Annotated in this window: 11 protein-coding genes, 15 tRNA genes, 1 pseudogene and 1 riboswitch; of the genes and pseudogenes, 22 read left to right on the plus strand and 5 right to left on the minus strand. The window is 37.2% G+C overall.

Annotation, left to right across the window (positions count from 1 at the left end; genetic code table 11):
• Positions 1–54: 54 nt before the first annotated feature.
• The 18 genes from AB3H90_RS08430 (at position 55) to yqeK (ending at position 4,817) form a co-directional block, all read left to right on the plus strand.
• Positions 55–128 (plus strand) — tRNA-Asn (locus AB3H90_RS08430).
• A gap of 40 nt (positions 129–168) precedes the next feature.
• Positions 169–257, plus strand: a tRNA-Ser gene (locus AB3H90_RS08435).
• Between the two features lie 12 nt (positions 258–269).
• Positions 270–341, plus strand: a tRNA-Glu gene (locus AB3H90_RS08440).
• Positions 342–354: 13 nt separating this feature from the next.
• A tRNA-Val gene (locus AB3H90_RS08445) sits at positions 355–427 on the plus strand.
• A 9-nt stretch (positions 428–436) separates the two neighbouring features.
• Positions 437–509, plus strand: a tRNA-Asp gene (locus tag AB3H90_RS08450).
• Between the two features lie 33 nt (positions 510–542).
• A tRNA-Phe gene (locus tag AB3H90_RS08455) sits at positions 543–618 on the plus strand.
• A 1-nt stretch (position 619) separates the two neighbouring features.
• A tRNA-Tyr gene (locus AB3H90_RS08460) sits at positions 620–700 on the plus strand.
• 6 nt (positions 701–706) lie between these two features.
• A tRNA-Trp gene (locus AB3H90_RS08465) sits at positions 707–780 on the plus strand.
• 2 nt (positions 781–782) lie between these two features.
• Positions 783–855, plus strand: a tRNA-His gene (locus tag AB3H90_RS08470).
• 9 nt (positions 856–864) lie between these two features.
• Positions 865–936, plus strand: a tRNA-Gln gene (locus AB3H90_RS08475).
• Between the two features lie 37 nt (positions 937–973).
• Positions 974–1,044 (plus strand) — tRNA-Cys (locus AB3H90_RS08480).
• A gap of 21 nt (positions 1,045–1,065) precedes the next feature.
• Positions 1,066–1,150: transfer RNA gene (locus tag AB3H90_RS08485), tRNA-Leu, on the plus strand.
• A gap of 61 nt (positions 1,151–1,211) precedes the next feature.
• A tRNA-His gene (locus AB3H90_RS08490) sits at positions 1,212–1,284 on the plus strand.
• Between the two features lie 9 nt (positions 1,285–1,293).
• Positions 1,294–1,365 (plus strand) — tRNA-Gln (locus AB3H90_RS08495).
• A 9-nt stretch (positions 1,366–1,374) separates the two neighbouring features.
• Positions 1,375–1,459: transfer RNA gene (locus AB3H90_RS08500), tRNA-Leu, on the plus strand.
• 247 nt (positions 1,460–1,706) lie between these two features.
• The gene (locus AB3H90_RS08505) at positions 1,707–1,829 is read left to right on the plus strand and encodes a hypothetical protein (protein WP_368016550.1); all 123 of its coding nucleotides are present in this window, start codon (positions 1,707–1,709) and stop codon (positions 1,827–1,829) included.
• Between the two features lie 389 nt (positions 1,830–2,218).
• The gene (locus AB3H90_RS08510; RefSeq protein ID WP_368016551.1) at positions 2,219–3,232 is read left to right on the plus strand and encodes an acyltransferase family protein; all 1,014 of its coding nucleotides are present in this window, start codon (positions 2,219–2,221) and stop codon (positions 3,230–3,232) included.
• A gap of 991 nt (positions 3,233–4,223) precedes the next feature.
• A complete protein-coding gene (gene yqeK, locus AB3H90_RS08515) occupies positions 4,224–4,817 on the plus strand; it encodes a bis(5'-nucleosyl)-tetraphosphatase (symmetrical) YqeK (protein WP_010719632.1) in 594 nt (197 codons plus the stop codon).
• 418 nt (positions 4,818–5,235) lie between these two features.
• Here yqeK and tenA read toward each other — a convergent pair whose 3' ends face one another.
• The 5 genes from tenA to AB3H90_RS08540 all read right to left on the minus strand — a co-directional run bounded on the left by tenA (position 5,236) and on the right by AB3H90_RS08540 (position 9,410).
• A complete protein-coding gene (gene tenA, locus AB3H90_RS08520; RefSeq protein WP_063626851.1) occupies positions 5,236–5,919 on the minus strand; it encodes a thiaminase II in 684 nt (227 codons plus the stop codon).
• 4 nt (positions 5,920–5,923) lie between these two features.
• Positions 5,924–6,562 (minus strand): thiamine phosphate synthase, encoded by a 639-nt coding sequence (gene thiE, locus AB3H90_RS08525; RefSeq protein WP_368016552.1) that lies wholly within the window; start codon positions 6,560–6,562, stop codon positions 5,924–5,926.
• Complete coding sequence (gene thiM / locus AB3H90_RS08530; protein WP_368016553.1) at positions 6,546–7,367, minus strand: hydroxyethylthiazole kinase; 822 nt, start codon at positions 7,365–7,367, stop codon at positions 6,546–6,548. The genes thiE and thiM overlap by 17 nt, the downstream gene beginning before the upstream one ends.
• A 4-nt stretch (positions 7,368–7,371) precedes the next feature.
• Entirely contained in the window at positions 7,372–8,175 is an 804-nt protein-coding gene (thiD, locus tag AB3H90_RS08535; RefSeq protein ID WP_368016554.1) for a bifunctional hydroxymethylpyrimidine kinase/phosphomethylpyrimidine kinase, read from the minus strand.
• 75 nt (positions 8,176–8,250) lie between these two features.
• Positions 8,251–8,349: riboswitch (TPP riboswitch) on the minus strand.
• Positions 8,350–8,462: 113 nt separating this feature from the next.
• Positions 8,463–9,410 carry a sugar-binding transcriptional regulator gene (locus AB3H90_RS08540; protein WP_368016555.1) on the minus strand — a complete coding sequence of 316 codons (948 nt, stop codon included), beginning with the start codon at positions 9,408–9,410 and terminating at the stop codon, positions 8,463–8,465.
• 245 nt (positions 9,411–9,655) lie between these two features.
• On the opposite strand from AB3H90_RS08540, the gene AB3H90_RS08545 reads away from it, so the two are divergent.
• The 4 genes and pseudogenes from AB3H90_RS08545 (at position 9,656) to AB3H90_RS08560 (ending at position 13,331) form a co-directional block, all read left to right on the plus strand.
• A complete protein-coding gene (locus AB3H90_RS08545) occupies positions 9,656–10,189 on the plus strand; it encodes a PTS glucitol/sorbitol transporter subunit IIC (RefSeq protein ID WP_010737301.1) in 534 nt (177 codons plus the stop codon).
• A gap of 24 nt (positions 10,190–10,213) precedes the next feature.
• The gene (locus AB3H90_RS08550) at positions 10,214–11,251 is read left to right on the plus strand and encodes a PTS glucitol/sorbitol transporter subunit IIB (protein ID WP_010737302.1); all 1,038 of its coding nucleotides are present in this window, start codon (positions 10,214–10,216) and stop codon (positions 11,249–11,251) included.
• A gap of 15 nt (positions 11,252–11,266) precedes the next feature.
• The gene (locus AB3H90_RS08555) at positions 11,267–12,340 is read left to right on the plus strand and encodes a zinc-binding dehydrogenase (RefSeq protein ID WP_368016556.1); all 1,074 of its coding nucleotides are present in this window, start codon (positions 11,267–11,269) and stop codon (positions 12,338–12,340) included.
• Positions 12,341–12,384: 44 nt separating this feature from the next.
• Positions 12,385–13,331, plus strand: a pseudogene (locus tag AB3H90_RS08560) (2-hydroxyacid dehydrogenase).
• Positions 13,332–13,362: the final 31 nt, after the last annotated feature.

Consider the following 13,362-nt stretch of genomic DNA (forward strand, 5'->3'; position numbering starts at 1 on the left):
TCCCCATAAGATTATCTTATGTGTGTGTTCGTTGTAAAAAACGAACAAGGTGATTCCGGCATAGCTCAGTTGGTAGTAGCGCATGACTGTTAATCATGATGTCGTAGGTTCGAGTCCTACTGCCGGAGTTCTCATTTATGAGAAAGAGTAATGAGCTTCTTTCACTCTGGAGAGTTGTCCGAGAGGCCGAAGGAGCATGATTGGAAATCATGTAGATGGTTCACGCTGTCTCAAGGGTTCGAATCCCTTACTCTCCGTAGCATTTTCCTGGCCCGTTGGTCAAGCGGTTAAGACACCGCCCTTTCACGGCGGTAACACGGGTTCGAGTCCCGTACGGGTCATTAATTGAAAAATGGAGGTTTAGCTCAGCTGGGAGAGCATCTGCCTTACAAGCAGAGGGTCAGCGGTTCGATCCCGTTAACCTCCATAATGAACTGGTTCCGTGGTGTAGGGGTTAACATGCCTGCCTGTCACGCAGGAGATCGCGGGTTCGATTCCCGTCGGAACCGTCATTCTTTTTCAATTAATACATTTTAAAATTTGGCGCGGTAGCTCAGTTGGTAGAGCAACGGATTGAAGCTCCGTGTGTCGGCAGTTCGATTCTGTCCCGCGCCACCATGGAGGAGTAGCGAAGTGGCTAAACGCGACGGACTGTAAATCCGTTCCTTAGGGTTCAGTGGTTCGAATCCACTCTCCTCCATTACATAGGGGCATAGTTTAAAGGTAGAACAGCGGTCTCCAAAACCGTTAGTGTGGGTTCAATTCCTGCTGCCCCTGCCATGGCGAATGTGGCGAAGTGGTTAACGCACCGGATTGTGGCTCCGGCATTCGTGGGTTCGATTCCCATCATTCGCCCTTCTTTATTGGGGTATAGCCAAGCGGTAAGGCAAGGGACTTTGACTCCCTCATGCGTTGGTTCGAATCCAGCTACCCCAGTTCTATAATTTCATTTATAGATTGAAAATAGTATAATGGCGGTATAGCCAAGTGGTAAGGCAGAGGTCTGCAAAACCTTCATCACCGGTTCAAATCCGGTTACCGCCTTAGTACTAATAAAATCAACTTGCCGGCGTGGCGGAATTGGCAGACGCGCTGGACTCAAAATCCAGTGCCCGTTGAGGGCGTGCCGGTTCGACCCCGGCCGCCGGTATTGACTAAGATGTACTCATCTTAGTTTTTTATTGAGAAATAAAATAACATTGTTTATAATGGCGAATGTGGCGAAGTGGTTAACGCACCGGATTGTGGCTCCGGCATTCGTGGGTTCGATTCCCATCATTCGCCCTTTCTTATTGGGGTATAGCCAAGCGGTAAGGCAAGGGACTTTGACTCCCTCATGCGTTGGTTCGAATCCAGCTACCCCAGTTTTTTTACGCCGGCGTGGCGGAATTGGCAGACGCGCTGGACTCAAAATCCAGTGCCCGTTAAGGGCGTGCCGGTTCGACCCCGGCCGCCGGTATCATAATGAACTCCTAATGTGTCTTACATTAGGGGTTTTCTTTGGCTCTTTGTCAATAAGAACTGATGCGTGGTGTAAAAACAAATCTGGGTCAGAATGAACCTCATTCTGTCTCAGATTTTTTTGTTATAGAGCCATTTTCTTTTTGAAGCGTTGTCCTACTCTCTATACAGAAAATCATTCCACATCATGAAAAGAACCGTACCTACTGCCGTACTAGAAGCTAAAATGAATAGAGGTAATGAAGATGAAGAAAACGTTTTTCTATCTGATGATTTTTATGAGTTGCTATCGCTACTACAAAGAGCAGAAAATGGTCATTATCATGGGTGAGGGTTCTACAGGGATTCAAACGTTAGATAGCCTATGATTTTTCTGGCTTCTAGGTATAGTGAAAGTCGTTTTTACCCACTCATCTGTGTTTGAAATAATTCATCTAATCAAACTGAGCCAAGAAAATACGATAATGGTAATCATCTAATTTTAAAAAAATAGGGATCTATCTATTGTTTTTTTGAATACCTCAATAGTTTAAAATTGCTCCCACTCTATACAATTATGAATTAAATGAATTGGACTTTAGTCTAATGTTTTTTACATTAATCAATACTATAATTAATATAGTATTGTGGATTTAAGAAAGTAAAAAGGAAAGAGAAAATATAGATGTTAGAGTTAATTATCTCCAAATTTTTTTTTGGTACATATTCTATTTTTATTTCTATCCTATTAAAGTCAAATTTGCTTGTTGGAGGGATTATGGATAATAAGAATCAAAAACTATTTATTGCTCAGTTTATTGCGATGATTTGTGTTGTTGTTATTCATTGTGGGACCATTACTAGTCACCCGATAGTGCATTTTTTTCTAAAAAGTATGGTTTGTCGTATTGCTGTTCCATTCTTTTTTGTAAATAATGCATATTTCTTTCGGATAAATAGTAAGAGGGAAGGATATTCGAAGATGTGGCTAAGAAGAATAGTACGTCTATATACTATAGTGTTTTTGTTGTACATTCCGTTTGGTGTTCAACTGTTACAAGATACAGTTGATATTCAGTGGAATTTATGGTCAATATTATTGGCATTGGTAGTTAGTTTCCTATATACCGGAAGCTTCTATCACTTATGGTATTTTCCTGCTTTGATAAGTTCATTAGCTATAGTTAAATATATGTTTCAAAGATTTAGATATAAATGGATTTTTCTGGTTTGCTTTTTATTTTTTTCTGTTGGTTCCCTTGAAACGTATTCCTTATTTATATCAAATCCAATGGTCATATCAGTTATGGAAAAATACTTTAATATTTTTTTTACTACAAGAAATGGGTTATTCTTTAGTCCACTCTTTATTTCCATAGGATTTGTTTTGGCTGATAATGTACATAATTTAGAAAAGCATCGAAAGTTATTCATATATGGACTAGTCGCTGCGTGTTTTTTAGGAGGAGTCGAAGGGATAATCACATTTTATAATCAAGGAATCGATAAGAATTTTATGTATTTCACAATCCCTTTTATTTTTAGTTTGTATGGACTGCTGGTTATTTCTAAAAGTAAAATCAAAAGTTTTGAAAATTTAAACTCCTATAGTAAGAATATATTCTTGTTTCATATGATACCTATTCAAATTTTTAATATGAGGCATGGCGAAATAACACCTATAAATGGATTATTCCGCTTGATGTTAGGGGTGTTTGTTCCAATAAGCATTGTTTTGTTTTACAATAAAATTGTGAAACAAATATCAATTTTTTACAAAATTAAAATGTGAGATGAATTGATGCAGCATATTTGTTTGATTATGCTTAATTAGGATTTAAGTCAGCAATCTTGTTTTGAAATAAATCATTTAGTCAAACTGAACTAAGAAGATACGAGATGGGTAATTATCTAATTAAAATAATCAGGGTTCTAGCTAAACCTCAGCTTTGGGGTATCATAGAACTCCTAATGGATCTTACATTTTTGGTCTCTTTGTCAAATGATGTTGGTGAAGAGAAACCTCAGAATCATTTGGACAGAAAGAAGAAAATTTCTTTCTGTTCTTTTTATTTGGTTAAAATAGTATTACCATGACAGATAATATTCTAGTATCTCTAAAAACGAATAAACGGTGTTCAAAGAGCTGACCTTCGGCGATAAGTCAAAAAATCTCAAAACATGAGGAGCTATTTCGAGATTTTCATCCTTAATGCTCCTGCGATTACTCGTCGCAGTTTTTAATTGGTGAGCGCTCAGGTCAAGACACTCTTTTCACAACCTCATGAAATAATGAGGGAGAAGTAAGAAGTAGTTAGTCTCTAAGGATAAACGATCGCCTGTGATAGCTGGGTTATTAATAGGTATTATGATAAAGTATGAGTAACATATAAAGGATGGTGAATCATATGAAAGTTTTTAAGTTTCTTGTTAAAATGTTCTTAGCTATAGTAATTCCTGCTTATGCCACTTATGGTTTGTTATCTGATAGGAATAAGTCAGACAGTAAGAAATCAAAACGCACTTAGATTGATTTGATGATTTTATTCGTTGTACCCTGATCTAGGGGAATCGAAAAGCTAAAAAGGAGCAAACATCAATTTTTCATACTGCAAATCAGTCTATCTTCATTTTTCTTTTAGCTTTTTTCCTAAAATCATCTGAGCTGATAGGTGAAAGCTTAATGGAGCAAAACTATCAGAGGATGGAATGATTGTCGAACTTTATTTTTGACCTTATTAATACATAATAATGTAAAGGCATTCATTGGAAGGTGAGTTAAAATGAAGAATATTATTGAGTATAAGATACCCTTTAGTTCTAAAAATATTGAAATACAAGTCAGAGAATTTTTGAATTATTATGAGAAAGATAAAACCGTCTTTCACTCGTATGAAGTAGCCAACAAGGCGAAAGAACTTGCAGAAAAGTTTAACGTACCAAAAGATAAAGCCTATCTTGCTGGTTTGTTACATGATATTAGCGTAATCATTCCTGATGATGAAAGGATAGAACTACAAAAGAGTTTAGGGGAGGAAGTTCTAAAAGAAGAAGAGAAACTACCTATGATTCTCCACCAAAAACAATCAGTATGTATAGCAAAAGAACTATTCAATATCAAGGATAGAGAAATATTATCAGCTATTGAATGTCATACAACGCTTAAAAAAAATGCTTCTAGTTTAGATAAAGTTGTTTTCATTGCAGATAAGATTAAATGGGATAGAGACCATAGTGCTCCTTATTTAAAACAATTGAACAAAGCTTTAGACATCTCTTTAGATCAAGGGTGTAAAACCTATATTGAGTGGGCTTTAACGGATATTTTCGTTTTACATCCTTGGTTAAAAGACGCAATGTGTGACTTAGGAATGTGAGTTTATGGGAAATTTCTATTTGGTTCAATAAAGAATTTGTGTTTTTTATGATTATATTTTCGTCAGTTAATTTTATAGAGAGATTACTATTTTTTATGTCGAATGAGTGCAATCACCGATGAGGACTAGACAAACGGTTATTCTCAAAGCAGTAAAAGACATACACAATTTGATTTAGTAATTTGGCGTGATCAAATAAGTTCTTTCAGATTGATGGGTTGAATAACTTCATCTTAGCGGTAGTGTGGTAGTTTTTTATAAAAAAATCAGGACCGATAGAATACTCTATCCGTCCTACAATGATTGAGTTTTCGTCTGGTATAGAGATTAAAAGGTGAGTGTCCTAGACTTAACATGTTTTACTAGATTTGCTTTAAACGAAAGCAGAAGAAGTTGTCTACTGAAATCACTATACAATTTATTCTGATAATGGAATCAGATTCATTTCTTCATGATAAGACATTTCCCAAAAAAGATACTCAAATTCCAAACTTGATATAAAAATTTGTTTTATTTTTTGTTGGTCTTTCGCACTTTTCATTTCGACTAATTCATCCAACAGGTCAAACATCCACTCAAATGATTTTTCAAAACTAGGATCTGCATATAAATCAATCCAGGAGCGATAGGGGTTCTTTTCTAAACTCGATTGATATCGTTTTTTTAAACGACTCGCATAATCGTAATAGGTCCAAGCGCAGGGAAGGATAGCTGCGATGATTTCAGCGACACCTCCACTATGGCCGATTGCTAGCATATTTGTTGTATAAGAGCGATTGTAAAAAGAAGGTTGTACGGTGTTAAATTCTTCTTTTTCAATAGCATAATCCAACATATATTGGCGATGTAAGTCAAGTTCTGTTGCTAGAATACTGTATTGTGCTTCAACAAAATGAAACAATTGATGTTCATTGTCTGATTTGGTGGCAGCTAATGCGAATACTTTAGCATATTCAAATAAATACAAGTAATCTTGTAGTAAATAAAATTGAAATGTCTTTTTAGCAAGAATACCTTTTCCTAATTCTTGAATAAATGGATGATTAAATCCTTTTTCCCAGCTGTCATAAGCTTCGATTTTTAAATTTTTTGAAAATGACATTGATTTACCTCCCAATCGTCTGATCAATCAATCCTAAAAGTTCCTGACTGGCTTTTTTGATATCTTTTTTTGACAAAATAGCAGATACGACAGCAAAACCTTGAATGGGAAGTGAGTGAAAAGCTGGGATTGTTTGCTGATTGATTCCACCGATCACAATGATTGGAAGCGAGATTTGCGCACAGATTTTTTCTAATTCTTCAGTTGTGACATGTATTGCATCTGGTTTGGTATCTGTAGGAAACATTGCACCGACTCCTAGATAATCCGCACCATTTTTTTCTGCTTCGATGGCTTCTTCAACCGTTTGTACTGAAACACCGATTAGTTTATCTGGTCCAAGATGCTTACGAGCTATAGTTAAGGGTAAGTCATTTTGACCTATATGGAGACCGTCTGCATCACATGCCAGAGCAATATCAAGGCGGTCATTGATGATCAAGGGAACGTTATATCTTTTGGTTAATCGCTTTATCTGTATGGCTTCTTCGTAAAACTTTCTAGAATCTAACTGTTTTTCTCGGAGTTGGACAGCAGTAACGCCTCCTTCAAGTGCTTGTGAGACAGCTTCCAACAGTGTATTTGTAGTGAATAAGAGTGGATCTGTTACTAGGTAGAGCCGATAATCAATCATCGTATGCAATAAAGTCACCTCGTTCTGATAAGGTTTGATCCGTTAGTTTACTTATTTCATCTATTAAATGAGTACGTAAACTACCTGTTCCGTTGGTTTTTGCCTTTTCAAAAGCTAATTCACCAGCAACACCCATTGCAATCACGCTACTTACGGCTGCTTCAAAAAAATCATCGGAATAACCACCACAAAAAGTAGCAATTAGAGAATCTAACATACAACCAGTACCAGTAACATGGCGCATTGCAGCACAACCATTTTTTACCTGCATCGTTCGAACTCCATCTGAAACGATATCGATTGCGCCGGTTATGACGATGATACAGTGAAAAGAAGAAGCTAGTGTTCGTGCAATATTGATGACTTCAGTTTCTTTTTTTTGATTCACAAGCGAAGTGTCTACTCCTTTAGCTGAAGTTTGAATACCTGCTAGACAAAGGATTTCTGAATAATTTCCACGAATGACTGTAAATTGGATACTGTTTAATAACTTTTTAGTCACATCCATACGAAATTGAGAAATACCCACACCGACTGGATCGAATATGACCGGAATTCCATGCTTGTTCGCTTCTTTGCCAGCAAGAATCATCGAATCGACGGTTTGTTCATTCAAGGTTCCTATATTGAGAACGAGTGCATCCACTTTAGCTGTTATTTCTGCTACTTCTTGAATCGCATCAGCCATTATCGGAGAACCACCAATAGCTAAAGTAATATTGGCACAATCATTGACTGTTACATAGTTCGTTAGATGGTGAACCAACGGATTGCATGCACGAATCTGTTGGATAATCGTTTCAAATGATGACATAAAATTACTCCTCTTCAACGGTATTTTGGTAAAGCGAGTAGAAATGATTCGTAGGACCATGTCCTTGACCGATCGCCAACGAATGTTGGATTGCAAGTGTAACGTATTTCTTTGCTTCACAGACAGCCTGCTCTAAAGATTTTCCTAGAGCTAATTCAGAAGCAATAGCAGAAGATAACGTACACCCTGTCCCATGAGTATTTTTGGTTTCGATTCGTTCTGCAGTAAAGTGATAGAATTTATTTCCATCAAAGAGCACATCAGTAGCTTCGCCAGATTTATGCCCACCTTTGATTAAAACAGCTGTTCCACTATTTTCGTAGATGGTTCGTCCGACTTGTTCCATATCTGCTATTGATGAGATCGTACATTGAGCAATTTTTTCTGCTTCTGGGATATTAGGTGTAATCAAGTTAGCTAAGGGAAGAACCGTCTGAATCAGTGTATCAATCGCAGTTGGCTCCATCAACGCATTGCCGTTTTTAGCGTATATCACTGGGTCTAAAACAATATTTTGTGGTTGCCATTTTTTTAAACTTTCAGTCACTGCAAGCATTGTTTCTTGGCTAGAAAGCATCCCAATTTTTACGGCATCGGGAAAAATGTCTTCAAAAACCGCATCCATTTGATCTTTGATGATTTGAGGGGAAATATCTTGGTAGGTCAATACACGAACCGTATTTTCAGCTACGACTGAGGTGATAACCGACATTCCATACACTCGATGAGCAGAAAAAGTCTTTAAATCGGCTTGTATACCCGCGCCACCACTACAATCTGATCCTGCAATACTAAGCACTTTTTTCATCTGTAATCCTCCTTAAAATAGAAAAAGACATTCCCCTAGAAAGAAGAATGTCTTGTTTGTTTTGATTTCGCATCAACAAAAAGGACATTTGCTCCCTACGCTGGTATCAACCAAACAGGTTCAAAGGGTCAGGTTTTACCTTCTCAACGCAACAGCGTCCCCCTGCAAACAAAATCATATTTTATTACTTTTTAATCATAGCGGAAATAGTTAGGAGATTCAAGAGCAGATAAAGGAAACAGGTGAGAATCGGAACTGCTCTTACGTAACTTCCGTTTTTGTTATTGCTAAATATCCATATGAATCAAGTGATCCGCAATGGTGTCGGTAGTAATGATGGAGTCAATCAGTTGATTTTTACAAGCATAATAGATTCCTTGCCATTTCGCATCATCATAAGCAATAGCGATGGTTTCAGGAATCGCTTTAAGCTCTTCAAGACTTAAACCAACCACATGCTTATTGATTGGATGATTTACTTCTTGCCCATCTTTATCATAAAAACGGGAGTTGATGTCCCCAACTGCACCAATCCCTCTTAATTGTGCCATTTCTTTTTTATTAGTATACCCGATTTCTTCCATCGTGTTGAAATGATCAGGGGAGGAGATACCGACAAGTGCTAATTCGACTTTTTTGGCTTCAGAGAGAATTTTATCAATGTAGATATTACCTTCAAATTCTTGACGAATTATCTCATTAGAAACCAGTGCTGGAGTGTAAAGATATTTTGAAGAACCACGTGTCTTTCGAGCAAATTCATGGCAAAGTTGATTGGAGTGGATATCAAAATGATCATATCCCATGCCGCCAATTAATGGAATGAATGTTGTATCAGGATAATTCTCAAATGGAAATTGAGTAACTAAGCTTTTGATTGACTTTCCCCATGAAATCCCGATTGTTTTCGCAGCTGCAATCTTATCTTTTAAAGAAATTGCTGCAATTTGTCCAACCATTTTCTCGATTTCTGGATAAGATAGATTCGTTTTGTCCACCACTTTAACAAAAGATAAGGCAAATTTTTTCTCTAGTTCGGTTTCTAATTCAATGGCATAGATATTTTCACTATTAATAAAAAATTCAATGAAACCTGCTTTTCGAGCATCAATTAACCATTTAGAAATGAGTGAACGAGAGACTCCCATTTTCTTAGCAATCTGTGCTTGTGTCAGACCTTCTTTATAATATAAAGTTGCTACTTTCACCATGTTTCTTTCTTCAGACTTACTCATTTTTTCCTCCAATTGATCGTTTCACTCCAGTTATTCACTTCACTTAAATAGATCAAGTCGATCGGGTAATCATAACTGTCATACATTTAATAAAAAACATTTCCATTTTTAGTGTACTTTATTTTTTCAAAAAATCAATTGACATTAATTTTGTCAAATGATATATTCTTGGTGTGGTATCATATGACAAATGAATTGTCTTTTGATAAAAGCGCGCAATTTGATCTTAAAAGGAGGAATGGGATTTGAATTTTCTGGTGAAGTTGTCAGATGGCTTTATGGGAATGTTTCAAGCTGGAGCAGATACTTTTGTTGGATTTTTAACGACGATCGTTCCGCTGTTGATTTCTTTGATTCTTTTTGTAAACGCTCTAATAAAAATTATCGGAGAAAAAAGAGTATTTGGATTCATGCAACGATGTACGAAATTCACGTTATTACGTTATACATTGATTCCGTTTTTAGCGTGTTTCTTTTTAACAAATCCAATGTGTTATACATTTGGACGATTTTTAAAAGAAGAACACAAGGCAGCTTACTATGATGCAACGGTGTCAATGCTTCATCCCATCGTGGGATTATTTCCTCATGCAAATTCAGCTGAACTATTTGTTTATCTTGGTGTAGCAGCTGGCTTTGGTAAAGTGGGAAATCAAAGTGAATTAGGTCTAAGGTATTTATTGGCTGCTTTTATGATTATCTTAGTACGAGGAATCATTACAGAAAAAATTGCTCGTTTCTTAACACAAAGAGAAGCAAAAAAAACAACAGAGGCATAGACGAAACTGAGAATGGAGGTAGAGATGGAAGCGAAAAAACTAATTATCCATAAAGGAAATGGAGGCTGGGGAGGACCATTAACCATTCCGTTAAATGATGAACGTAAGAAGTACGTTATCAGTGTAACCGGTGGTGGTATTCATCCCGTCGCTGAAAAGATTGCGGAATTAGCTGGGGTAACAGCGGTTGATGCATTTAAAAATCCAGTGGAAAAAGAAGAAACCTTGTGTGCAGTCATTGATTGTGGCGGAACAGCACGCTGTGGAACGTATCCAAGAATGAAGATCCCAACAATCAACGTAAAATTGCAAGCGCCTTCTGGGCCGTTGGCGAAATTTATGACAGAAGATATTTTTGTTTCAGGAACAACGATTACAAACATAGAAATTATTAGTGAGAGCGAAGCTGCACAAGTACATAATAAAGAAGATAAGAATGAAAAAACATCAAATATCAACACAAATAAACCGGAAACAACTACAGAAATAACAAAAGAAACCACTGAAAAGAAAAATCATAGCAATAAAAAAGGTGGGATTTTTGGCTTGATCGATACCATCGGACGTGGTGCGGGGAGCTTTATCAATATCATGTATCAAGCAGGGCGTGAAACGATCGATACCGTGCTAACAAATATTATTCCATTTATGGCTTTTGTTGCAACTTTGATTGGTATTATCAACTATACAGGAATTGGGGATATTATTGCGAAGTTTTTGTCACCTTTAGGCGGTAGCTTACTTGGCTTAGTTCTATTAGGTGCTATTACTAGTTTGCCGTTTTTATCTCCTTTATTAGCACCAGGGGCGGTGATTGCTTCGGTGATTGGTTTATTGATCGGAACAGAGATCGCTAATGGTACAATCCCGCCACATTACGCTCTACCAGCACTGTTTGCTATCAATTCACAAGTTGGCTGTGATTTTGCACCCGTAGGAATGACTTTGGGAGAAGCAAAACCAGAAACGATTTCTAATGGTGTGCCAGCTGTGTTGTTTTCGCGAATTTTAACTGGGCCGATCGCAGTTATCATTGCGTATGCCTTTTCAATTGGATTATAGAATAGGAGTGAAAAAATGCAACCTAAAAACATAACGTTTGGCTATTTAGCTGAGAAGAAGAATGCAAAGATCAAGGAAATACCGATGCCTGAATTGGCAGAAGATGAATTGTTAGTAAAACAAGAAGCTTGTAACATTTGTACAACTGACTATCAACAATGGTTAGGACTTAGAGAACATCAAGGCTATCCTATGGCTGGCGGACATGAATGTTCAGGAATTGTCGTAGCAAAAGGCAAAGCTGTCGGCGATACCTACCAGATCGGAGATCGTGTCAGTGTACTTTATGATTATTGTGGTTACTGTGATGAGTGTAAATTTGGTGAAATTACGAATTGTGAAAACAAACGACAATTTGGAAAGAATTATTCAAAGGAGTTTTATGGGATTTTTGGATTTGCGAATTATTTTGTTCGTAAAGCCAAGAGCTTCGTCAAGATGAGACCAACTTTATCTGCCTCAGAAGCTGCTTTTGTCGAACCCTTATCCTCCGTCGTTCAAAATATGAAAAAATTACGAATAGTGCCTGGGAAAGAAACGATCGTGATCATCGGTGGAGGAACAATGGGACTTCTTAATGGACTAACAGCACGAGCAATGGGCGCAAGGGTCATTATTTCTGAGGTCATGCCTAAAAAGTTAGCTCTGATCAAGGAATTAGGGTTTGAAGCGATTGATGCAAGTCAAAACGATCCAGTCCAAAAAGTCAAAGAACTCACAAATGGGAGAGGGGCTGACAGCGTTATTGTCGCAGTTGGATCAACTTTGGCGATGAATCAATCCCTTGAGATGGTGAAAGAAAAAGATGGGAAAATCTCGATTTATGCTGCGGGTTATCCTGCGCCTGAAATGGCTATCCAGCCAAATACGATTCATTATATGCGTCTCGAAGTGATCGGTACGTATGCTTCCACATTAGAAGATTTTTATGACGCAGCTACACTCCTAAATGAAGGGCGTGTCGATGTATCAAAATTGATCGAAACCAAAATTCCATTAATGGATATTCAAAAAGCATTCGAGATGGCTAGTACCCCAGGAAGCTACCGGGTATCAGTTGTATTAAATGAGGAGGGGAATAAAGAATGATCAAATGTTTAGCAATCGCAGATTTATTTATTGATCGAGAAATGATGGAAGAAGGCTTAAAAGATTTAGCGACAAAAGGAATTTCTGTAGACATCAAAGAATGGCGGCATTCTGATTTAGATAGTCTGCAAAAAGATAATATCAAGATTGAAAAACAAGGGTGTGATGCAGTCGAATTACCAGAGTATCTCTTAGAAAATATTGAAGAGTATCAGTGGATCATTACTCAATTTGCACCGATTGGTAAAAAAGTGATCGAACGGGCGGAAAATTTGGAATTAGTTGGCGTACTGCGATCAGGTACAGAAAATGTCGCTGTTAGCTATGCCGAAGAAAAAGGAATTGCTGTTTATAATACTCCTGGCAGAAGTAAGACTAGTGTGTCGGAATTTACTGTTGGTTTGATTTTGACAGAAATTCGAAATATCGCACGAGGAAATCAAAAATTAAGAGAGCATCAGTGGCAAAAGTACTATCCTAATGGGCTATTAGCACCTGAATTAAAAGAGTCAACGATTGGGTTAATTGGTTATGGCGAAATTGGCCAACGAGTTCTCATTTGTTGCGACCTTTTGGATGTAACATTCTTTTCTTTGATGATTATTTTGATGGTACGTCCCCTGATACTCAAGTTAGCTTAGAGGAACTGGTGGAAAAAGCAGATATCTTTTCGATGCATTATCGATTGACTCCTCAAACAAAACATATGATCAATGAGTCGCATTTCAAGAAAATGAAACCTTCTGCTGTTTTCATCAATAGTGCCCGTGCTGGATTAGTCAATGAACAAGATTTGATTCAAGCATTAAGAAACAAAGAGATTACGGGAGCGGCAGTGGATGTTTTTGAACAGGAACCATTACCCGCAGACCATCCTTATCTAACATTAGATAATCTCACGATCACCCCTCATATTGCGGGCTCGACAATTGGTAATTTTGCCAATTCGCCTAAAATATTAGTGAACCGAATCTTTAGAGAATATTTATAAAAAAACATAAAAAATTGAATGAGTGGAGGAA

The organism is Enterococcus sp. C63 (genome assembly GCF_040887215.1).
Lineage (GTDB): Bacteria > Bacillota > Bacilli > Lactobacillales > Enterococcaceae > Enterococcus_B > Enterococcus_B hirae.